Here is a 22,639-nt window from a genome sequence, read left to right as displayed (position 1 = left end):
AACGGTAACGAAACAGGACACAACCATGTCTAAAATTTTTGATTTCGTAAAACCCGGCGTTGTCACTGGTGATGACGTTCAGAAAGTTTTCCAAGTAGCGAAAGAAAACAAATTCGCTCTGCCTGCAGTTAACTGCGTCGGCACGGACTCCATCAACGCGGTACTGGAAGCTGCGGCCAAAGTTAAAGCGCCGGTCATCGTTCAGTTCTCCAATGGTGGTGCTGCCTTCATCGCCGGTAAAGGTTTCAAAACCGACAAGCCACAGGGCGCGGCAATCTTCGGCGCTATCGCGGGTGCACACCATGTGCATCTGATGGCTGAACAGTACGGCGTGCCAGTGATTCTGCACACCGACCACTGCGCCAAGAAACTGCTGCCGTGGATCGACGGTCTGCTGGATGCCGGTGAAGAGCACTTCAAGAAAACCGGTAAGCCACTGTTCTCTTCTCACATGATCGACCTGTCAGAAGAGTCACTGGAAGAGAACATCGAGATCTCTTCTAAATACCTGGCGCGCATGGCGAAAATCGACATGACGCTGGAAATCGAACTGGGTTGCACCGGTGGCGAAGAAGATGGCGTGGACAACAGCCATATGGACGCATCTGCGCTGTACACCCAGCCAGAAGACGTTGATTACGCGTACACCGAGCTGAGCAAAATCAGCCCACGTTTCACCATCGCGGCTTCCTTCGGTAACGTGCACGGCGTGTATAAGCCAGGCAACGTGAAACTGACCCCGACCATCCTGCGTGATTCTCAGGAATACGTCACCAAGAAACACAATCTGCCGCACAACGCGCTGGACTTCGTGTTCCACGGTGGTTCAGGTTCTTCTGCTGCAGAAATCGAAGAGTCAATTGGTTACGGCGTAATCAAGATGAACATCGATACCGATACCCAATGGGCGACCTGGGACGGCATCCTGCAGTACTACAAAAAGAACGAAGACTATCTGCAAGGCCAGCTGGGTAACCCAAATGGCGTGGATAGCCCGAACAAGAAATACTACGACCCACGCGTATGGCTGCGCTCTGCACAAGCTTCAATGGTTGTGCGTTTAGAGCAGGCTTTCAAAGAGCTTAACGCTGTCGACGTGCTGTAATTTTTCCTTACAGTACAAAAAAGGCCCGAAAGGGCCTTTTTTTATGCATTCGATTCGGAATAGTGAGGAAATTCAGGCCATTTTTGGCGCTTCATGCCATTTTTGTTTACCCTTGTACACGGGAGTGCCGGAGATAATCTGGCCGTTTTTGCATTTTCCTGCGGGAAACTCAACAACAGGGCTAACAAATGGAAGACTTAAATGTCGTTGACGGCATTAACAACGCTGGCGGCTGGCTGGTAAGAAATCAGGCACTGATCCTGAGCTATTTCGTCAATATCGCTGCGGCGATTGTCATCATAGTGATCGGTATGATGGCAGCGCGTATTATTTCGAAAGGCATCAACCGCGTGCTGGTGGCGCGTCATATCGATGCCACAGTCGCAGATTTCCTTTCGGCGCTGGTGCGCTATGGCGTGATTGCCTTTACCTTGATTGCTGCGCTGGGCCGCGTCGGGGTGCAAACCGCATCGGTGATTGCGGTACTGGGTGCAGCGGGTTTGGCCTTAGCGTTATCCCTGCAGGGTTCGCTGTCCAACCTTGCCGCGGGTGTACTACTGGTGACCTTCCGTCCATTTAAAACTGGCGAGTTCGTGGATCTCGGTGGCGTGATGGGAACGGTGCAGAACGTGCAGATCTTCTCCACCACCATGAAGAGCGCGGACGGTAAAATTGTCGTGGTGCCTAACGGCAAGGTGATCGCGGGTAATATCGTTAACTACTCACGCGAACCCATTCGCCGTAATGAGTTTATTATCGGTGTGGCCTACGACGCGGATGTCGACCAGGTGATCGCGCTGTTCAGGGAAGTGGTTGAGGCCGATGAACGCGTGCTGAAAGACATGGGTATCCAGATCGGCCTGAACGAACTGGCCGCGTCTTCACTCAACTTTGTCGTGCGCTGCTGGAGTAAGAGCAGTGACCTGCAGAACGTTTACTGGGATCTGTTGAAGAACTTCAAGCGTACGCTGGACGCGAACGGTATTGGCATCCCTTATCCGCAGATGGATGTGCATCTGCATCAGGTGAAGAACGAACAGCAACCTGAGCGCGCTGAGTAATCAATGAGTGGCGGTGCGCATCTGATGTGCACCCCACAAAACCCGATCATATCCCTAAAGGGCCATCATCTATGGCGACCGAAAGCGCACTCGTCGCCATCACTTCGTTACTGATATCAATCTTATTACTTTCTCTAATACCCGATTAAATCTTTCAATTTCCACTAATATCCTCGCGTCACTATACTGCATCGCATTATCTCGTTACTCAGGACCGACATCGTGTTATCTGTTTATTTACAAGGACTTGCCCTTGGGGCAGCACTCATTCTGCCATTAGGCCCACAAAACGCATTCGTGATGAATCAGGGCATTAAACGCCACTACCATTTAATGACCGCAGGTTTATGCACGCTGAGCGATATCGTGCTGATTTGCGGCGGTATTTTTGGTGGTAGTGCGCTGCTGAATCAATCCCCGATTCTGCTCATGCTGATCACCTTGGCGGGCGTAGCGTTTCTGCTGTGGTACGGCTGGGGCGCACTGCGCAGCGCATGGCAGGGCGATGTGACGTTAGCGACAGAAGCCGCGCTGAAGCAAGGTCGCTGGCGCATCGTTGCCACCATCGTCGCGGTGACCTGGCTCAATCCGCACGTCTACCTTGATACCTTTGTGGTGCTGGGTAGCCTCGGCAGTCAGCTTCCTTCTACCGAAGCGCGTCAGTGGTTCGCGTTGGGCACGGTGAGTGCTTCAATTATCTGGTTCTTTGGCCTGGCGCTGTTAGCCGCGTGGCTTTCACCACGCCTGCGCACCGTGCGTGCGCAGCGCATCATCAATCTGCTGGTGGGCGGCGTGATGTGGTTTATCGCTATCCAGCTGGCGCGTCAGGGTATTGCCGCGTTCTGATGCAGATGTAAGCCGTACAGTGCGGGCAGCGCGCCCGCACTGGCCAGCAGCTCTAAACGAATCTGGCGGAAGCTCACCCCCTGCGGTACGGCGTGATGGCAGAGCGAGTGATGGTTATCTTCGACTTCAATCAGTAACTCTTCATCCAGCCAGAGACGATAATGCGTAGTGCAGTGCGGCGTGACAGCTTGTGCGTGCCCCATCTGCACCGTCTCCATCGCATGGTCAAAGTCGTTATCAAACAACAGCGTGATTTGGCGAGCGTGTTGCTGCTGTTCCCAGCGCCAAATAACCGTTGGCTGAGCGTCATCCCGTGCCGGCACCCAGCAGTTGGTGTGCTGTTCCGGACGCAATTTGCCGTTAAGCAGATAGTCCCGATGCCAGAGTTTTAACGGCGTCTCCAGCGTGAAGGCGAACAGTATTTGATGCGGCACGCGGCGCGGTAGCCAGAAATCGAACTCATCGACGCCGTAATCGCCATCGTTAATCTGTCGCGTGCGTTTGGCGACGCGTGGATTGAGGCTGTTAAACACCATCATGACCCCGGGCAGACGCTGCTGAGTGAGGGCCACTTCAATCGCCGGATTTTCTTCAAAGGCGATAAACAGATAACGATCGCAATCTGCACGGTAATCAAAACTCAGGCGGTAGTTGCCCTGATCGTTAACCGTGAGTGTTTGGCTGGCGATGTGACGATCGCCGCAAGTGTTGGCCGGATTGTCACTGCTGAGCAGCGAAACCTGCATCTTCTGCGTTTGTTTGGCACGCAGTTGCACGGTTAACGCAGACAAACGTTCACCGGCTTTTAATGGCAGCAGCAGAGCACAGCGCGATTGCAGCGGCTGCCAACCGGCATCGGCGGGGAGATGGCTATGCTGCAGAGTGCTGCTGACTTCGATCTGCGCATCGCGGGCCGGACTCAGCAATGGATGGCGTGGGATAAACGCCCCCTGACGCAGTAGTTGCTGCTGCAACTGTGTGACGCGATCTGGCTGCGCCAGCTGCGACGGTGTGAGTTGCTGCTGATGACAGATGGCCGCCGCACGTCCCACCACTTCACCCAACACGCCGCAGGTGCACATCACCCGTGCGCTGCCAAAGGCAACGTGGGTGGCTGAGATTAAACGACCGGTGAGCAGCAGATTATCCAGCGACTGGCTGTATAGCGCACGAAATGGAATGGTATAGGTGCCTTTGCTGTGGAACTGGCGGCAGCCATCGTGTTCGCTGTACACGCCATCGGCGGGATGCAGGTCAATCGACCAGCCGCCGTAGGCAACGGCGTCGTAGTGATCGCGCTGTTCAATGATGTCCTGCTGACACAGTAACGTGTCACCTAGGAAGCGACGGCTTTCGCGCTTGCCGGGGATCAGGCCTACCCATTCGATGGTCAGGGTATCGGCATCCGGAAACTCGCCGGAGTTTTTAATGTAATCCCACACGCCCCAAACAATTTTCCACAGCTCCCATTTGATGGTTTCGCTTTCGTGCACCGTATCGAGCCGTCCGCCCCATTCCAGCCACCACAAATCGCAACCGTTAAGATCGGATGTCAGGCGTTTGTAACGCGGAATGGCGGTAATCTCTTTAAGCGCAAAAGAGGGCGGGACAAAGCGAACCGGCTGCGAAGTGCGTTTGGTGTAGAAGTAGATTGAGTGGCCGAGTTTGTGTCCAAAATGTTCGCCTGGCGCCATCTTTTCGCCAAATTCTTCAACAGTTTCCGCCCCCACACGATGCGCGGCACCCGCCAGATATCCCAGCACGCCATCGCCGCTGGCATCGATAAACTGGCTGGCGTTGACGTGGTAGCGTGTCTGATTAATGGCGTTAAAAGCTTGCACGCCTTGTAAGCGGCGGCCTTCTTTCGTGATATCGCTGACCACCGTGTTGAGCAGCAGCGTCACACCGGGTTGTGACTGCACCAAATCCAGCAGCACCATATCGAACAGCACCGGATTACCCTCTTTGTTGCGCCACAGGTTTTCCTCCATGATCTCGCCCATGATGCCGCCTTCGCGCGCCCAGCGGTTGTTGTTACCCATATGCGATGTTGCACCGTTGGCCCATAACCGCACTTCACTCGAGGCGTTGCCACCCAGCACCGGGCGATCCTGAACCAACACCACCTGCAATCCGTCACGCGCGGCGGCCAGTGCGGCACACACGCCCGCGAGCCCACCGCCCGCCACCAGCAGATCGGCCTGTAACTTTTGCTCTGGGAAGAGGCGCGCATTTTGCGAAGAGAAAGTCTGCATCATTTGCTTCCTGTCATGCTGAAGCTAAGATTGGAGTTTTGAGCGCCACAGGGTGAACTATGTCTTCTCAACCCAACCAAAGCCTGATTGATGGGATTCGCTGCTTGCAGTATTTGGTTTCCAGCGATAAAGCCGTGGGCTGCCGTGAACTGGCGCGACAGATGGACATGAACAGCACGCGCGTTAACCGCCTGTTGATGACCATGGCCTCGATTGGCCTGACGATTCAGGACGAACACCGCCGCTATTTGCCCGGCCCGGGGATTCATGCACTGGCGGCGCAGGCGATTCGCGGCTCCTCGCTGTTTGCCCAGGCGCTGCCGCAACTGGAAGCACACGCGCCGCGCGACATCGTGGTGGCGCTGGGCGTGCTGTGGGAGGACCAGGTGATTTACATCTGGCACTCCGAACCGGGTGAGCGCACCAGTGCCAGCCAGGCGCTGGCCGGTTTCCGCATGCTGCCGGCGTGGCAGTCGGTGATTGGTGTGTCGCTGCTGGCGACAGAGAGTGATGAGCAGTTGCGTCCACGATTTACCGACGAACAGTGGGCGCAAATGGCGCCGTTGCTGGCGCGTAAGCGTGACGCAAACCATTTGATCTGGCACCGTGATGACGGCGAAATCAGCATGGCGCAGCCAATCAACAACAACCGCGCTGCGCTGGCGTTCGCCAAAATCTGGCAGGCCGACGATGCACATCTGCAGCAGCGGGTGATGCAGTTGCAGTCGCTGGCGCAAGTGCTGATCAGTGCGCGCTGACATGCTCGATTTTCCCAACCACGAACAGATAGCTGCAAATGCCTATCGCCGCCAGCACGGCAATAAAGCCGAGTGCTGGCGCGAAATTGTCGCCATCGATCAGCGCGCCTATGGCAATCGGCACCACAATAGCGGAAAGCGCGCCGGTGAAATTGAATACGCCGCCCGCTAAGCCAATCAGATGGCGAGGTGCCAGTGCGGTGACAAACACCCAGGTGATGGTCGCGAGGCCGTTGCCAAAAAACGCCAGCGACATAAACAGCACGATGAGCGTCGAGTCGTCGGTGTAATTGGCACCAAGAATAAACAGCGTCAGGAACAGGCCAAGGATGACCGGCAGTTTACGCGCCACGCTGGGTGACACGCCTCGCCGTATCATGCGATCCGAAGCGAAACCTGCCAGCAGTACGCCACAGAAAGCGGCGAAGTAGGGCACGGAAGCCACATAGCCGCTTTTAATGAAGCCCATATGGCGATACTCCACCAGATAGGTCGGGAACCAGGTGAGGAAGAACCAAAAGGTGGCTGAGATAGTAAACTGGCCGATATAGATACCCACCAGTTTGCGGCTGCGGAACATTTGTGCCAGATCGGCCCAGCGGGCCTTCGGCTGCTGCGTGTGCTGACGGCTCTCGAGTAAGGCACCGTTGCTGCGCAGATAGTTTAATTCGGCTTCTGACACGCCTTTATGCTCATGTGGCTCACGGTAAACCAGATACCACACCAACGCCCAAATCATCCCGGCCACACCGGTAATCAGAAACAGACCGCGCCAGCCAAACGCATCCTGTACGTGGAACAGCAGCGGCGTCATGCAGGCGAGTCCAACAAACTGGGCCGAGGAGTAAATGCCGATGGCGCTGGCACGCTCCTGTTCCGGGAACCAGCTGGAAATCACGCGGTTATTCGAAGGCATTACCGGCGCTTCAAAGGCACCGACGCCCAGGCGCAAGCCAAACAGCGCACCGAAGCTGTTGGCGAGCGCATGCAGGGCTGTGATTAATGACCAGGCAAACAGGCCCACGCCATACACCAGACGCGCGCCGAGACGATCGATCAGAAAGCCGCCGGGGATCTGCAGCGCAGCGTAGATCCAGCCAAATGCTGAGAAGATCAACCCCATCTCCATTGGCGTAAAGCGCAATTCGCCGGCCATTTGCGTGGCGGCCACAGAGAGATTGGTACGATCCATGTAGTTGATGATGATGTTGATAAACACCAGACCCAGCATCAGGAATCGCGTCCGTCCGGCGCGAACGGCAATGGCGCTTTGGCTAATTGGCTGCTCTGTCATACCACAACTCCCCATAAGGCTAGAATTGTTTCTTTAATAGAAACACCAAGGCAAAATTTCCGCGAATCCGTTAACCTGGTTTTGCGATCGCGGATACGTTAATACCGTCGTTATCCGAACTTTTTGGTGATTTCAAACTCAGACCATCACGCATAGTAATGTGTTTTAGGTTTAGCCATAGTGGCGACCTGTAAATTGAACCTTCAAGGAGGACTTTCGTGAAACTGAAAGCACTGGCGCTGGCCGCCGTAATGAGCACGGGCGTAATGTCAGCGATGGTACAAGCGGGTGAAATCCCGAATGGCCCGCATGTCGTCACCTCTGGTCAGGCAAGCGTAGATGCCCGTCCTGATATCGCGACACTCTCCATCGTGGTGAATGTTTCCTCGAAAGATGCGGCTGATGCGAAAAAACAAGCTGATGACCGCGTGGCGCAATATTTCGATTTCCTGCAAAAGAACGGTATCGAGAAGAAAGATATTGATGCGGCAAACCTGAGCACGCAACCGGAGTATGACTACACCAAAGAAGGCAAGTCGGTACTAAAGGGCTATCGTGCGGTGCGCCAGGTGCAGGTGACGTTACGTCAGCTGGATAAACTGAATGAGTTACTGGACGGTGCGCTGAAATCTGGCCTGAACGAAATCCGCTCGGTGGAGCTGGGCGTAGCGAATGCCGATGCCTATAAAGATCAGGCGCGCAAAGCCGCGATTGCTAACGCTACTCAGCAGGCCGGTGCACTGGCAGAAGGCTTCAACGCGAAATTGGGCCCGGTGTACAGCATCCGCTATCACGTGGCGAACTATCAGCCAATGCCAATGGCGCGCATGTATAAAGCGGCTGCGGCCCCTGCGGATACCACCGCGCAGCAGACTTATGAGCAGCAGAGCATTCACTTTGACGATCAGGTTGATGTGGTGTTCGAGATCAAGCCGAATACAGCTCAGTAATCTGATGTGTTGAATCGTAGCGGCGTGATTGAGTGTGCTGAATGGCGGTGAAACTGCCGTTCATTTGCGCAATCAATTAAGCCGCTACGTTAATCTGCATTTGGGCTTATGCCGCCGCCGTATCCTGACGCAACACGCGATGACCGTGTGCGATCAACGCATCCGTCACGCTACGCATCAAACGGCTCTCTGGCGCAAAGCGGTGCCAGTAAAGCATGCGGCGCTGGTACAGGCCTGGCGTCAAATCCACCAAATCACCTTGCGCCAGTTCACGCTCAATCTGTAAGTGCGGGATCATACAGCACACTGAACCCTGACGCGCCAACTGCACAAAGGCTTCCGACGAGTTAACGATGTGGCACGGTACGCTGCCCGGTGACAGATCGAAGTTCTGCTGTAAAAACGCCTGATGCATATCATCCAGATGGTCAAACGCCACCGCTGGGGCTTTCAACAAAGCAGAGCGCGTGACGCCATTCGGGAAGTAGCGTGCAGCGAAATCTGGCGACGCGCAGAACAGATAATCCAGAGCACCCAACTGATCCACCAGACAACTCGGCAGCGGCTGCGGCTGGATACTGACGGCGCCGACCACTTCACCGCGACGCAGGCGTTCCTGAGTACGGGTTTCATCTTCTACCTGCAAATTCAGGCGCACCGGCGAATCGGCCAGCACATCTTTCAATGCAGGCAGCAGCCAGGTCGCCAGACTATCGGCGTTGACCGCCAGTGACAGTAGCAGTGGCGTAGTACCGCCGTTGTCATCACCCAGCCACTCTTCTTCCAGCAACTCCACCTGATGTAGCAGCGCCAGCAGTTTTTGTCCTTGCTCGGTCGGACGCGGCGGCACGGTGCGCACCAGCAGCGGCTGACCAAATAAATTTTCCAGCTGTTTAATGCGTTGTGACACCGCAGACTGCGTGATGCAGAGTTTTTGGGCCGCACGCTCAAAACCGCGCTCGCGAATCACAGCATCCAGCGCCTGAAGCGTTCGATAATCCGGGCGTTTCATTGTTGTTCTCTCTCGTTCAGGATGGAAAGTACTATGCCACAAAACTGTCATATTGTGCTGCGGCGGATTTTTGCGGGCTGGCTTCCAAAGGCTTAAATCGATGCGTTAACAGCCGCGCATTTTCACGACGCCTTGTTTTATACTACGCGCACTTCGATGTCGCACAGGTTTTAAACATACCATGACCCAGGATGAACTGAAAAAAGCGGTTGGTTGGGCTGCACTGCAATACGTGCAACCCGGCACCATTGTTGGCGTTGGCACCGGTTCAACAGCGGCGCATTTTATTGATGCGCTTGGCACCATGAAAGATCAAATTGAAGGCGCGGTCTCCAGTTCGGAAGCCTCGACGGAAAAACTCAAAGCCCTGGGAATTCCGGTTTTTGATCTGAATAACGTCGATGAGCTGTCGGTGTACGTTGATGGCGCGGACGAGATTAATCCACAGATGCAGATGATCAAAGGCGGCGGCGCAGCGCTGACGCGTGAGAAAATTGTCGCAGCCGTGGCGAAAAAGTTTATCTGCATTGCGGATGCCTCCAAAGAGGTGGACGTGTTGGGCAATTTCCCGCTGCCGGTGGAAGTGATTCCGATGGCGCGCGCGTTTGTCGCGCGTGAACTGGTGAAGCTGGGCGGCCAACCTGAGTATCGTCAGAATGTGGTGACCGACAACGGCAACATTATTCTCGACGTGCATAATCTGCGTATTCTCGACCCGATTGCATTGGAAAAAACCATCAATGCACTGCCGGGCGTGGTCACCGTTGGCTTGTTTGCCGCGCGTGGCGCTGATGTTGCCTTAATCGGCACAGCAGATGGCGTGAAAACCATCACTTATTGATCTGATAGCGTACTCACCGGCGCGTGTGCTGCGCCGGTTATTTCCATCTGCAAAACATCTTTTCTTGCTGGGGTGAAATTTGGTGACTTATGTCACAAAAGATTCATCAACAGCAGGTTCGTACTTCGGCGCACTCGCATCCCACGATTTTGTACGGCTTTGTGCTGCCTCAACGTGGGCGCGTGCTGGCGGTCAGGCAATCGTTTGTATTGCCGCGCTCGAAATTTTTGATATTTTGGCAGAAGGCTACCTTATGGTAGTCCTCGTTGAATTCTGAATAGGGTCGGGAAATGGCAAAGGTATCACTGGAAAAAGACAAGATTAAGTTCCTGCTGGTGGAAGGCGTTCACCAGAGTGCACTGGATAATCTGCGTGCTGCGGGTTACACCAACATCGAATTCCATAAAGGGGCACTGGATGCGGAGTCGCTGAAGTCCTCCATCCGCGATGCGCACTTCATTGGTATCCGTTCCCGCACCCAACTGACCGAAGAGATCTTTGCGGCGGCCGAAAAGCTGGTCGCGGTAGGCTGCTTCTGCATCGGTACTAACCAGGTTGATCTGAATGCTGCTGCAAAACGCGGTGTGCCGGTCTTCAATGCACCATTCTCTAACACCCGTTCGGTAGCCGAACTGGTGATCGGCGAAATGCTGCTGATGCTGCGCGGGATCCCTGAAGCAAACGCTAAAGCACACCGTGGTATCTGGAACAAAGTGGCGAACGGCTCGTTCGAAGCGCGTGGTAAGAAGCTGGGCATCATTGGTTACGGCCATATCGGGATGCAGCTTGGCGTGCTGGCAGAAGGCCTGGGCATGCACGTGTTCTTCTACGACATTGAGACCAAATTACCGCTGGGTAATGCGACTCAGGTTCGTCACCTGTCTGATCTGCTTAACATGAGCGACGTGGTCAGCCTGCACGTACCAGAAAATGCCTCAACGCAGAATATGATTGGCGCAGACGAGTTGGCGCTGATGAAGCCGGGCGCACTGCTGATTAACGCCGCACGCGGAACCGTGATTGATATTCCAGCCCTGTGCAACGCCCTGGCGAACAAGCATCTGTCCGGTGCGGCCATCGACGTCTTCCCGGTTGAGCCAGCGACCAACAGCGATCCGTTCAACTCACCGCTGTGCGAGTTTGATAACGTGATCCTGACGCCACATATCGGGGGCTCCACTCAGGAAGCTCAGGAAAACATCGGCCTGGAAGTCTCGGGCAAGCTGGCGAAATACTCTGACAACGGTTCTACGCTGTCTGCCGTTAACTTCCCGGAAGTGTCCCTGCCGATGCATGCCGCCAGCGCCAGCCGCTTGCTGCACATCCATGAGAACCGCCCTGGCGTGTTGACCGCGATTAACCAGATCTTTGCCGAGCAGGGCATCAACATTGCCGCTCAGTATCTGCAGACCTCGCCGGTGATGGGTTATGTGGTTATCGATATCGATGCAGAAGAAGATGTGGCGGAAAAAGCGCTGCAGCTGATGAAAGCGATTCCGGGCACCATTCGCGCCCGTCTGCTGTACTGATGATTCAGGGCACTTTGCGTGCCCGTTCATCTTGCTGATTGATCAGGGCGCCACCTCAATTGGCGCCCTTTGTTTTATCGCTCGGCGCTATCCCACTGCCACAGCTTTGACGGCGTTAAAATAGCAGGCAAAGGGACATCCCATGCCGCGACTGGCAATGTCTCAACACGCTGGCAATCGTGCGCAATGCCCATCGGTAAAAAGCCATGCTGTTGCCAGTGCTGCAGGGTGCGATCGTAAAAACCTCCCCCCATACCCAATCGCTGACCCTGGTGGTCAAATGCCACTAACGGCACCAGCATCACATCCAACTGATCGAGTGTGGCCATCTGCGTGATATCCAGCGGCGGTTCAGGGATGCGCAATTTGTTTGGGGCCAGTGACGTCTCAGGCGTGTAACGCAGGAACAGCAGATGCCCGGGAGCGAAAGGATGCAGTACCGGCAAAAAAACCTGCTTTTTCTGCTGCCACAGCTTGGCAATCAGCGGGCGGGTGTTGATTTCGCCATCGACAGATAAAAACAGCGCGATGCGTTGGGCATTAGCGATAGGCGCAAAGTTGATAGCGTGCTCGGCGAGCAGATCGGCAGCTTGCTCCTGCTGTTCAGGCGTAAGGTTGCGGCGCAGATGGCGCACATGCTGGCGGATGTCCTGGCGATCAAGTAGGGAAGGTGCGGTCATGATGTCCCCGGCAGAGTCGGCAATTTGACCAACTATATCATGCGAAGCGGGAGATTCTCGTCATACTTCAGGTACAGGGGACTAACTGCGCTCATGCACCCCAATCACTCAATTCGTTAAGCTGATTGGGATCCATTTGCTTGCCGCCTTGCTGAAACATAAGTCTCTGGCGAAGGGGACTAAAGAGGAGATCTCCGAGATGCCGCCGCAGGCTGTAACCCTTGAACCCATGGTTCAAGGTGAACATGCCGTCACAATTATTAGGCTTCTCGGACGGACCGAGCATGCGCACAAATTGTGGATCGTCACATTCTGTTGGTATTAAATATCGGCTCAGGGGACGGGCCCGCTTGCAAACATCTCAGAGAAAATTGACTTCACCGTCACTCTAACACGAGTACCATGAAGTGTTATTCGAATTTAGGGCCCTGGCGATCAGTTATGCGACCTTGCTCAACTAATGCTTGTTCAATGGTCTGCTGCAGCATGCGGATACGTTGTTCCATGTTTGCTGCATAGTCGCGCGTCTTGCCTTTTTCCTGTGCCAGCTCGTGGCAGATGTTTAAGGCGGCGATGAACACCAGTTGCTCTGTATTGGTGACTCTAGTGCGAACTTTTAAATCTTGCAACCGTTGATTGAGATCCTCTGCAGCCAGATTCAGCGCATCTTGCTGTTCGGGCGGACAATTTACTCTCAATGAACGACCAAAAATCTGAATATCTACCGGTTGTGCAGACATGCCACCATCCTGACTGATTACTCTGTTCGCATCTCCCTTACCTGTCAATGGGTTGGGAGGTGCGCAACTATATAGAGCCGCGATATAAGTTACAACCCCTTTTCTGGAAACCCTGAGGCACCTGGTGGTAGCATAACACGAACTTATTCTGCCAACGACGACCAAAGCCTATGTCTTTACAGAACGAAACTCCTGGTTACAACGCGCTAGCCGCAGCCCTTTCTCAGCAGGGCGTGGGCATGACGCCAGCCGAAATGCACGGATTGCTGTCCGGTATTTTGTGTGGTGGCAGCAAAGATGCCAGCTGGAAAACCAAGATCCACGACCTCACCAACGACGGCATGGCGTTTTCACAAAGCTTGTCACAGCCGCTGCAGGCGCTGCATGAAAATCTGAGCAATACGCTGGAAGATGAGGGTTTCATGTTCCAGCTGATGCTGCCGGAAGATGATGACATCACCGTCTTCGATCGCGCGGATGCGCTCGCGGGCTGGGTCAACCATTTCCTGCTCGGCTTAGGCGTTACGCAGACGAAGCTGGATAAAGTGACCGGCGAAACCGGTGAAGCAATTGATGATTTGCGCACCATCGCGCAGCTCGGTTACGACGAAGATGAAGATCAGGAAGAGCTGGAGCAGTCGCTGGAAGAAGTGATTGAGTATGTGCGCGTGGCGGCCTTGCTTTGCCATGACACATTCACTCGTCAGCACACGCCAACTGCGCCGGAAGTGCAAAAGCCAACGTTACACTAAGTGCGTTATTGCGGGCGCGTGGTGCCCGTTTCAACAGGGAGTGCAAACATGATTACACTGGATACTTTCCAGCAACGTCGTCAGGCGCTGATTGCCCGTATGGCACCTGGCAGCGCCGCTTTGATTTTAGCTGCACCTGAAGTGACCCGCAGCAACGACACGGAATACAACTTCCGCCAAAACAGCGACTTCTGGTATTTCACCGGGTTCAATGAACCGCAGGCGCTGTTAGTGCTGATCAAAAGTGATGACAAGCATAACCACAGCGTGCTGTTCAATCGTGTTCGCGACCTTACCGCAGAGATCTGGTTTGGCCGCCGCCTCGGGCAAGATGCCGCACCCGCTAAGCTTGGCGTTGACCGTGCTTTACCGTGGGATGACATCGGTGAGCAATTGCATCAGCTGCTCAACGGGCTTGATGTGGTGTATCACGCTCAGGGTGAGTACGCAGAAGCTGACCAACTGGTGTTCAGCGCGTTGGAAAAACTGCGCCGTGGCTTCCGTCAGAATCTCAGCGCGCCTGCTACCGTTACCGACTGGCGGCCGTGGGTGCACGATATGCGCCTGTTTAAAAGCGAAGCCGAAATTGAGATTTTGCGCCGTGCGGGAAAAATCAGTGCGCTGGCGCATACTCGTGCGATGCAAGCTTGCCGTCCGGGGATGTTTGAGTATCAGCTCGAAGGCGAAATTCACCATGAATTCAATCGCCACGGCGCACGCTTCCCTTCTTACAACACTATCGTGGGATCGGGTGAGAACGGCTGCATCCTGCATTACACCGAAAACGAAAGTGAAATGCGCGATGGCGATTTGGTGCTGATTGATGCGGGTTGTGAATTCCACGGGTATGCCGGTGACATCACCCGCACCTTCCCGGTTAATGGCAAATTCACGCAACCCCAGCGCGAGATTTACGACATCGTGCTGGCCTCGCTGTACAAAGCGCTGTCGATGTTCCGCCCTGGCGTCAGCATCCACGACGTCAATGACGAAGTGGTGCACATCATGATCACCGGTCTGGTCGATCTCGGCATTCTGGAAGGCAATATCGATACGCTGTTCGAAGAGCAGGCGCACCGCCCGTTCTTCATGCACGGCTTGAGTCACTGGCTGGGGCTGGATGTGCATGACGTCGGCCATTACGGTACACCAAGCCGTGATCGCATTCTCGAACCGGGTATGGTGCTGACCATTGAACCGGGTCTGTACATCGCGCCGGATGCGAAAGTCCCACCGCAGTATCGCGGTATCGGTATCCGTATCGAAGATGACATCGTGATCACCGCTGACGGCAACGAAAACCTGACCGACAGCGTCGTGAAAGATGCCGATGCGATTGAAGCCTTGATGGCAGCGGCACGCCACGCATGAGCATTTTGATTGCAGGCGGCGGTATGACCGGTGCAACCCTGGCGCTGGCGATTTCGCGTCTGACGCAAGGCCAGCTGCCCGTCACGCTCATTGAGCGCAGCCTGCCGGATAGCCGCAAACATCCTGGTTTCGACGGCCGAGCGATTGCGTTAGCGGCGGGCACCTGTCAGCAGCTGGCGGATATCGATGTATGGCGCTCGCTCGCAGATTGCGGCACGCCAATCACGGATATTCACGTCTCTGACCGTGGCCACACCGGTTTTGTGCAGCTCAAGGCAGATGATTATCAGGTCCCAGCGCTGGGGCAGGTGGTTGAGCTGTTTGATGTGGGACAGCGCCTGTTCCAGCGACTGAAAAGTGCGCCTGGCGTGACGCTGCGCTGCCCGGATTACGTCACGACGGTGGATCGCACAGCAGAGTCTGTCACCGTGACACTCAACAGCGGCGAGCGGTTACAGGGCGCGTTGCTGGTGGCGGCCGATGGCTCACGTTCGCCACTTGCGGCGTCATGCGGCATGACCTGGCAGCGGGACGATTACCAGCAGCTAGCGGTGATTGCCAACGTCACCACGCAACAACCGCATCAGGGGCGTGCTTTTGAACGCTTCACCGAGCACGGCCCGCTGGCACTATTACCGATGTCTGGCAATCGCATGTCGCTGGTGTGGTGTCATCCCGTCGAGGCAGAAGCGACAGTTAAACAGTGGGATGATGCGACCTTCCTGCACGAGCTTCAGCAAGCGTTTGGCTGGCGCTTAGGGCGTTTCACCCATGCCGGCCAGCGCGAAGTGTATCCGCTGGCGCTGCAAACCGCTGAACGTCAGGTAGCGCATCGCCTGGCGCTGGTGGGCAATGCGGCGCAAACGCTGCATCCGATTGCGGGCCAGGGTTTTAATCTGGGCCTGCGAGATGTGATGTCGCTGGCGGAAACGCTGGCAGGTGCACATCGTCAGCAGCAGGATGTGGGCAGCTATGGCGTGTTGCAGCACTTCGCTGCGCGTCGTCAACCGGATCGCGCCGCGACAATCGGCGTGACCGATGGCCTGGTGCGGCTATTTGCCAATCGTTATGCGCCCTTAGTGGCGGGAAGAAATCTTGGGCTGGTGGCAATGGACCATCTGCCATGGCTGCGAAACCCACTTGCCGCGCGCACGCTCGGCTGGGTAAAGCGTTAAGCATGAATTAAGGGGCAGCAATGCAAACATTTGATGTGGCTATCGCCGGTGGCGGTATGGTAGGTCTGGCCGTTGCCTGCGGATTACAGGGCAGCGGCCTGCGCGTTGCCGTGCTGGAGAAAGCACCTGAGCCACAATTTGATCCAGCGAGCGCCGCATCGATTCGCGTCTCGGCGATCAACGCTGCCAGCGAACGTCTGCTGCAAAAACTGGATGTCTGGTCCAGCATCCTGGCGTTGCGCGCCAGTGCCTATCACGGCATGGAAGTGTGGGATCAAGACAGCTTTGGTTCCATCAGCTTTGATGATGAGCAGCAAGGCTTATCCCATCTCGGTCATATTATTGAAAACGAAGTGATTCACAGCGCATTGTGGCAGCGCGCCAGTCAGTGCAGCGATATCACCTTATTTGCCCCTGCGCAGTTGCAGCAGGTAGCCTTTGGCGACAACGAAGCGTTCGTCACTTTACAGGACGGCAGCATGATGAGTGCGCGCCTGCTGATTGCCGCGGATGGCGCAAACTCCTGGCTGCGCGATAAAGCCGATATCCCGATTACCTTCTGGGATTACGATCATCATGCGCTGGTTGCCAATATTCGCACCGATATGCCGCACGATGCGATTGCGCGTCAGGTGTTCCATGGCGATGGCATTCTGGCGTTCCTGCCGATGCAGGACCCGCATCTCTGTTCTATTGTCTGGTCATTGTCGCCGCAGGAAGCGGCGCGGGTGCAATCGATGCCAGAAGCGCTGTTCAACCAGCATTTGTCGGTCGCCTTCGATATGCGCCTCGGCTTGTGCCATGCTGAAAGCGAGCGCAAAACCTTCCCGCTGATGGCGCGCTATGCCCGTAACTTTGCCGCACACCGCCTGGCACTGGTGGGCGATGCCGCACACACCATTCATCCGCTGGCCGGGCAGGGCGTCAATCTTGGCTTTATGGATGCCGCAGAACTGATCGGTGAAATTCGTCGCCTGCATCAGGAAGGCAAAGATATCGGACAGCACCTTTATCTGCGCCGTTATGAGCGCAGCCGCAAGCACAGTGCGGCAATGATGCTGGCCGGCATGCAAGGATTCCGTGAGCTGTTTGCGGGCACCCATCCGGCGAAAAAACTGCTGCGTGATGTGGGATTGAAACTGGCGGATACACTGCCAGGCGTAAAACCGATGATGCTGAAGCAGGCCATGGGGCTCAATGATATGCCCAGCTGGATTCGTTAAATTCTTTTCAAATGGCGCCGATTCAGGCGCCATTTTTTTGCATGATTCGCTGTCTCGTTATACCCAAAGCCGATCCTAAAAGTGACCGCTACGCTGCGTTGGGACGTTGCAGGCTGCGTTCGGAAAAGCGCACATCAAATGGCTTTTTCACCCTATGCACTGCTCTGGTGCGTCTCTGCACTCAAATTGCGCCTCGTTTGATTTATTCTAATTTTACTCGTCAATTCGCATTACTTTAACTAATGATGATATCGCGGGTTCGCCGGACCTTTTTGTCGTACTGAGGCGTGTGTTCCATTATCAGGCTGTATTTATCGTTCTTAATTGTATTTTATGCGTAGTTAATCACAAAATTGCAGTGAATTATGCTGGGTTGGGTTTGGTGCGTGCTAAGGGAGTGATACTGTTTCGCCCTCGTTTTCCTTATGGTTAATCGCCGCGTTCGGTGGTAACTTCAGCACAAAGAGAACGTTTGCGTCAGCCGGTACAGGCGGCGCAGGCGCGTCACACTCACTTGTTTTCACAGGATGGTTATGACTCAGCAAACGCCTCTATTCGAACAGCATCAGGCATGCGGTGCGCGCATGGTGGATTTCCATGGCTGGATGATGCCACTGCATTATGGCTCGCAAATGGATGAGCATTATGTCGTGCGCAACGATGCCGGTATGTTTGATGTTTCTCACATGACCATCGTCGATCTGCGCGGTGTCCGCACCCGTGAATTCCTGCGTTATCTGCTGGCCAACGATGTCGCCAAACTGACGCAACCCGGCAAAGCTCTCTACACCGGCATGCTGAATGCTTCGGCTGGCGTCATTGATGATTTGATTGTTTACTTTATGACCGAAGACTTTTTCCGCTTAGTGGTGAACTCCGCGACGCGTGAGAAGGATTTGGCGTGGATCAAACAGCACGCTCAGCCGTTTGGTGTCGAACTCACCGAACGTGACGATCTGGCGCTGATTGCCGTTCAAGGTCCGCAAGCGCAGCAGAAAGCACAGACGCTGTTTACTGCGGCGCAGCGTGAAGCGGTGGCAGGCATGAAACCGTTCTTTGGTGTGCAAAGCGAAAATCTGTTCATTGCCACCACCGGTTATACCGGTGAAGCCGGTTATGAAATTGCGATGCCGAACAGTGAAGCGGCCGATTTCTGGCAGAAATTGCTGGCGGCAGGCGTCAAACCGGCTGGCCTGGGCGCGCGTGACACGCTCCGCCTGGAAGCGGGGATGAATCTGTACGGTCAGGAAATGGATGAAGGCGTTTCACCGCTGGCGGCCAACATGGGTTGGACGGTGAGCTGGGAACCTGCCGATCGCGATTTCATCGGCCGCGAGGCGCTTGAAGCGCAACGTGAACATGGCACTGAAAAGCTGGTGGGTTTGATCATGACCGAAAAAGGGGTGTTACGAAACGGCTTGCCGGTGCGTTTCACCGATGAACAAGGTCAGCCACAGCAGGGTATTATTACCAGTGGTTCCTTCTCCCCGACGCTGGGTTACAGCATCGCGCTGGCACGTGTGCCAGCGGGCATTGGTGAGCAAGCGATTGTAGAGATCCGCAATCGTGAAATGCCGGTGAAAGTCACTAAACCGATTTTTGTTCGCGCCGGTAAACCGGTCGCTCAGTAATTTTTCAGGAGAAATGGCGATGAGCAATGTGCCTAATGAATTGAAATACCGCGATAGTCACGAGTGGGTGCGTAAAGAAGCCGATGGCACCTTCACTGTGGGTATCACTGAACACGCGCAGGAACTGCTGGGCGATATGGTGTTTGTGGATCTGCCTGATGTAGGCGCCACTTTCGCTGCCGGTGATGACTGCGCCGTCGCGGAGTCGGTGAAAGCCGCCTCAGACATCTATGCCCCCCTAAGCGGTGAAATCGTTGCTGTGAACGAAGAACTGGCCGACGCACCGGAGCTGGTCAACAGCGAACCGTACGCCGCGGGCTGGTTATTCCGTATCAAAGCCAGCGACATTTCAGAACTTGATTCTATGCTCGACGCCGATGCCTACAAAGGCGCTATCGACGAGTAACCGGTAGTCATCGAAGGTGCTGCACTGCAGCGCCTTCTTTTTTATCTGCCTGATTTAATGCCGTTTTTGTAACCCAGCCCGATTCAGGATTTACTGCAAATGACCCAAACTCTCAGCCAGCTTGAACATAACGGTGCTTTCATTGAGCGCCATATCGGTCCTACACCCGCGCAGCAGGCCACCATGCTGGAAGCGATTGGTGCCAGCTCTCTGGAATCACTGATCAGCGCCATCGTGCCTGCCGATATCCAACTGCCAGGCCCGCCTGCGGTCGGTGATGCCGCGACCGAACAGCAAGCACTGGCAGAGCTGAAAGCCATTGCCAGTCAGAACCAACGTTACAAATCCTGGATCGGCATGGGCTACAGTGCCGTGATCACTCCGCCGGTTATCCTGCGTAATATGCTGGAAAACCCAGGTTGGTACACCGCATACACCCCGTACCAACCAGAGGTCTCACAGGGCCGCCTTGAGGCGCTGCTGAACTTCCAGACCCTGACGCTGGACTTAACCGGGCTGGATATCGCCTCTGCTTCACTGCTTGATGAAGCCACCGCGGCTGCCGAAGCGATGGCGATGGCGAAGCGCGTCAGCAAACTGAAAAATGCCGGTAAATTCTTTATCGCCGAAGACATCCATCCGCAAACCCTGGATGTGGTGCGCACGCGTGCAGAAACCTTTGGTTTTGAACTGATCATCGACAGCGCCAGCAAAGCGCTGGATCACGACGACCTGTTTGGCGTGCTGCTGCAGCAAGTGGGCACCAGTGGTGAAGTGCATGATTACCGTTCACTGATTGCCGAGCTGAAAAGCCGTAAAGTTGTGGTGAGCGTGGCTGCCGATTTCATGGCGCTGGTGCAGTTAGAAGCGCCAGGTAAGCAGGGCGCTGATATCGTCTTCGGATCCGCTCAGCGCTTTGGTGTGCCGATGGGTTACGGCGGTCCGCACGCCGCCTTCTTCGCTAGCCGCGATGAGCACAAACGCTCCATGCCGGGCCGTATCATTGGCGTTTCGCGCGATGCCGCAGGCAACACCGCGCTGCGCATGGCGATGCAAACGCGTGAACAGCATATTCGTCGTGAGAAAGCCAACTCCAACATCTGTACTTCTCAGGTGCTGCTGGCGAACATCGCCGGTCTGTATGCGGTTTATCATGGTCCAGTGGGCCTGAAGCGTATCGCCTCGCGCATCCACCGTTTGACCAGCATTCTGGCCGCGGGTCTGAAAAAGGGTGGCCTGAAGCTACGCCACAACAGCTGGTTCGACACCTTAACCGTTGAAGTAGCCGATAAAGCGGAAGTGCTGAATCGTGCGCTGAGCTTTGGCGTTAACTTGCGCAGTGACGTGCTTAACGGCGTGGGTATCACCCTGGATGAAACCACCTCACGTGAAGACGTGCAGGCGTTGTTTGCGATTCTGCTGGGTGATGCACATGGTCAGGAAATTGATGCCCTGGATGCCAGCGTAGCCGCAGAAAACAGTGCTATTCCGGCAGGCATGTCACGTGAAAGCGAGTTCCTGACCCATCCCGTGTTTAACCGTCATCACAGCGAAACCGAGATGATGCGTTACATGCACAGCCTGGAGAAAAAGGATCTGGCACTGAACCAGGCAATGATCCCGCTCGGTTCCTGCACCATGAAACTCAACGCTGCTGCCGAAATGATCCCGATTACATGGCCAGAATTTGCTGAACTGCATCCATTCTGCCCGGCAGAACAGGCTTCAGGCTATCTGCAGATGATTGGCCAGCTGTCACAGTGGCTGGTGCAGCTCACCGGTTACGATGCACTCTGCATGCAGCCCAACTCTGGCGCACAGGGTGAGTATGCCGGTCTGCTGGCGATTCGTCGTTATCACGAAAGCCGCAATGAAGGGGGACGTAATGTCTGCCTGATCCCAAGTTCTGCACACGGCACTAACCCGGCATCTGCACAGATGGCGGGCATGGCAGTGGTGGTGGTGGCCTGTGATAAACAAGGCAACATCGATCTCGGCGATCTGCGTGAGAAAGCCGCTCAGGTTGGCGATGAGCTGTCCTGCATCATGGTGACCTATCCTTCAACCCACGGCGTTTACGAAGAAACCATTCGTGAAGTGTGCCAGATCGTGCATCAGTATGGCGGTCAGGTTTACCTGGACGGTGCCAACATGAACGCACAGGTGGGTATCACCACGCCAGGTTACATCGGCGCCGATGTCTCGCACCTTAACCTGCATAAAACCTTCTGCATTCCACACGGCGGTGGTGGTCCAGGTATGGGACCGATTGGCGTGAAAGCGCATCTGGCACCGTTTGTTCCGGGCCACAGCGTGGTGCAAATCGATGGCGTGCTGACACAGCAGGGCGCGGTATCCGCCGCGCCATTTGGCAGCGCCTCGATTCTGCCGATCAGCTGGATGTACATTCGCATGATGGGTGCGGAAGGTCTGAAGCAGGCGAGTTCGGTAGCGATTCTGAATGCCAACTATATTGCCAGCCGTCTGCAATCCGCTTATCCAATTCTGTATGCAGGTCGCGATGGTCGCGTGGCGCACGAATGTATTCTCGATATTCGTCCGCTGAAAGAGCAGACCGGCATCAGCGAGTTGGATATTGCCAAACGTCTGATCGACTACGGCTTCCATGCGCCAACCATGTCCTTCCCGGTGGCCGGAACGCTGATGGTTGAGCCAACGGAATCCGAAAGCAAAATCGAGTTGGATCGCTTTATCGATGCGATGCTCTCCATCCGCATGGAGATTGACCGCGTAGCCGACGGCGAATGGCCCGCTGAGGATAATCCGCTGGTGAATGCACCTCATACCCAGATGGAGATCGTTGGTGAGTGGGCGCATCCGTACACCCGCGAACTGGCGGTGTTCCCGGCAGGCAGCGCCAACAAATACTGGCCAACCGTGAAGCGTCTGGATGATGTGTTTGGCGACCGCAATGTGTTCTGCTCCTGTGTTCCAATGAGCGAATACCAATAATTTAGCGGTTGTGCTGGGGGCTGCCATGGCGTTGGTC

19 protein-coding genes and 1 other RNA gene are annotated in these 22,639 nt (G+C 55.2%); 14 read left to right on the top strand and 6 right to left on the bottom strand.

Annotated elements, in window-relative coordinates; all coding sequences use genetic code 11:
- Positions 1–25 precede the first annotated feature (25 nt).
- The 3 genes from fbaA to argO all read left to right on the top strand — a co-directional run bounded on the left by fbaA (position 26) and on the right by argO (position 3,012).
- Positions 26–1,105 (top strand): class II fructose-bisphosphate aldolase, encoded by a 1,080-nt coding sequence (fbaA, locus tag VH86_RS02000; RefSeq protein WP_034823221.1) that lies wholly within the window; start codon positions 26–28, stop codon positions 1,103–1,105.
- A 188-nt stretch (positions 1,106–1,293) separates the two neighbouring features.
- Positions 1,294–2,166: a small-conductance mechanosensitive channel MscS gene (gene mscS, locus VH86_RS01995; RefSeq protein WP_038644974.1), complete on the top strand. Its 873-nt coding sequence runs from the start codon at positions 1,294–1,296 to the stop codon at positions 2,164–2,166.
- Positions 2,167–2,388: 222 nt separating this feature from the next.
- Positions 2,389–3,012, top strand: coding sequence for an arginine exporter ArgO (gene argO / locus VH86_RS01990; RefSeq protein WP_045831714.1), 624 nt, complete (start codon positions 2,389–2,391; stop codon positions 3,010–3,012).
- Here the strand turns inward: argO and VH86_RS01985 are convergent.
- On the bottom strand, positions 2,991–5,267 hold the full coding sequence (locus VH86_RS01985; RefSeq protein WP_045831854.1) for an FAD-dependent oxidoreductase: 2,277 nt from the start codon (positions 5,265–5,267) through the stop codon (positions 2,991–2,993). The two genes, argO and VH86_RS01985, sit on opposite strands and share 22 nt — an antisense overlap.
- A gap of 59 nt (positions 5,268–5,326) precedes the next feature.
- Between VH86_RS01985 and VH86_RS01980 the strand changes: the two genes are divergently transcribed.
- Positions 5,327–6,025, top strand: a complete 699-nt coding sequence (locus VH86_RS01980) for a global regulatory protein (protein ID WP_045814673.1) — start codon at positions 5,327–5,329, stop codon at positions 6,023–6,025.
- Here VH86_RS01980 and VH86_RS01975 read toward each other — a convergent pair.
- Entirely contained in the window at positions 6,012–7,319 is a 1,308-nt protein-coding gene (locus VH86_RS01975) for an MFS transporter (RefSeq protein WP_045831713.1), read from the bottom strand. The two genes, VH86_RS01980 and VH86_RS01975, sit on opposite strands and share 14 nt — an antisense overlap.
- Positions 7,320–7,537: 218 nt before the next feature.
- Here VH86_RS01975 and VH86_RS01970 point away from each other — a divergent pair, with 218 nt between their 5' ends.
- Entirely contained in the window at positions 7,538–8,269 is a 732-nt protein-coding gene (locus VH86_RS01970; RefSeq protein WP_045831712.1) for an oxidative stress defense protein, read from the top strand.
- 106 nt (positions 8,270–8,375) lie between these two features.
- Here the strand turns inward: VH86_RS01970 and VH86_RS01965 are convergent, their stop codons facing one another.
- On the bottom strand, positions 8,376–9,281 hold the full coding sequence (locus tag VH86_RS01965) for a LysR family transcriptional regulator ArgP (RefSeq protein WP_038644982.1): 906 nt from the start codon (positions 9,279–9,281) through the stop codon (positions 8,376–8,378).
- 181 nt (positions 9,282–9,462) lie between these two features.
- Between VH86_RS01965 and rpiA the strand changes: the two genes are divergently transcribed.
- Both rpiA and serA read left to right on the top strand, forming a co-directional pair.
- A complete protein-coding gene (rpiA, locus tag VH86_RS01960; protein ID WP_038644984.1) occupies positions 9,463–10,122 on the top strand; it encodes a ribose-5-phosphate isomerase RpiA in 660 nt (219 codons plus the stop codon).
- Positions 10,123–10,412: 290 nt separating this feature from the next.
- A complete protein-coding gene (serA, locus tag VH86_RS01955) occupies positions 10,413–11,651 on the top strand; it encodes a phosphoglycerate dehydrogenase (RefSeq protein ID WP_038644986.1) in 1,239 nt (412 codons plus the stop codon).
- 74 nt (positions 11,652–11,725) lie between these two features.
- Here serA and VH86_RS01950 read toward each other — a convergent pair whose 3' ends face one another.
- The 3 genes from VH86_RS01950 to zapA form a co-directional block, all read right to left on the bottom strand.
- Positions 11,726–12,331 carry a 5-formyltetrahydrofolate cyclo-ligase gene (locus VH86_RS01950; protein ID WP_045831711.1) on the bottom strand — a complete coding sequence of 202 codons (606 nt, stop codon included), beginning with the start codon at positions 12,329–12,331 and terminating at the stop codon, positions 11,726–11,728.
- Positions 12,332–12,518: 187 nt separating this feature from the next.
- A non-coding RNA gene (ssrS, locus tag VH86_RS24795) (6S RNA) lies at positions 12,519–12,702 on the bottom strand.
- A 39-nt stretch (positions 12,703–12,741) separates the two neighbouring features.
- On the bottom strand, positions 12,742–13,071 hold the full coding sequence (gene zapA, locus VH86_RS01940) for a cell division protein ZapA (protein WP_034823204.1): 330 nt from the start codon (positions 13,069–13,071) through the stop codon (positions 12,742–12,744).
- A 170-nt stretch (positions 13,072–13,241) separates the two neighbouring features.
- Between zapA and VH86_RS01935 the strand changes: the two genes are divergently transcribed.
- The 7 genes from VH86_RS01935 (at position 13,242) to gcvP (ending at position 22,602) form a co-directional block, all read left to right on the top strand.
- Positions 13,242–13,823 carry a YecA family protein gene (locus VH86_RS01935; protein WP_045831710.1) on the top strand — a complete coding sequence of 194 codons (582 nt, stop codon included), beginning with the start codon at positions 13,242–13,244 and terminating at the stop codon, positions 13,821–13,823.
- Positions 13,824–13,871: 48 nt separating this feature from the next.
- Complete coding sequence (gene pepP, locus VH86_RS01930) at positions 13,872–15,194, top strand: Xaa-Pro aminopeptidase (protein WP_045831709.1); 1,323 nt, start codon at positions 13,872–13,874, stop codon at positions 15,192–15,194.
- Positions 15,191–16,369 carry a 2-octaprenyl-6-methoxyphenyl hydroxylase gene (gene ubiH / locus VH86_RS01925; protein WP_045831708.1) on the top strand — a complete coding sequence of 393 codons (1,179 nt, stop codon included), beginning with the start codon at positions 15,191–15,193 and terminating at the stop codon, positions 16,367–16,369. The genes pepP and ubiH overlap by 4 nt, the downstream gene beginning before the upstream one ends.
- A 20-nt stretch (positions 16,370–16,389) precedes the next feature.
- A complete protein-coding gene (ubiI, locus tag VH86_RS01920) occupies positions 16,390–17,592 on the top strand; it encodes an FAD-dependent 2-octaprenylphenol hydroxylase (protein WP_045831707.1) in 1,203 nt (400 codons plus the stop codon).
- 533 nt (positions 17,593–18,125) lie between these two features.
- Positions 18,126–19,223, top strand: coding sequence for a glycine cleavage system aminomethyltransferase GcvT (gcvT, locus tag VH86_RS01915; RefSeq protein WP_045831706.1), 1,098 nt, complete (start codon positions 18,126–18,128; stop codon positions 19,221–19,223).
- Between the two features lie 19 nt (positions 19,224–19,242).
- On the top strand, positions 19,243–19,629 hold the full coding sequence (gene gcvH / locus VH86_RS01910; RefSeq protein ID WP_038645001.1) for a glycine cleavage system protein GcvH: 387 nt from the start codon (positions 19,243–19,245) through the stop codon (positions 19,627–19,629).
- 99 nt (positions 19,630–19,728) lie between these two features.
- Positions 19,729–22,602, top strand: a complete 2,874-nt coding sequence (gene gcvP / locus VH86_RS01905) for an aminomethyl-transferring glycine dehydrogenase (RefSeq protein WP_045831705.1) — start codon at positions 19,729–19,731, stop codon at positions 22,600–22,602.
- Positions 22,603–22,639: the final 37 nt, after the last annotated feature.

The sequence above is a fragment of the Pantoea sp. BL1 genome (assembly GCF_000963985.1).
Lineage (GTDB): Bacteria > Pseudomonadota > Gammaproteobacteria > Enterobacterales > Enterobacteriaceae > Pantoea > Pantoea rwandensis_B.
Note: the sequence above shows the minus strand (reverse complement) of the source record. Positions and strands in the feature narration are given on the sequence as shown.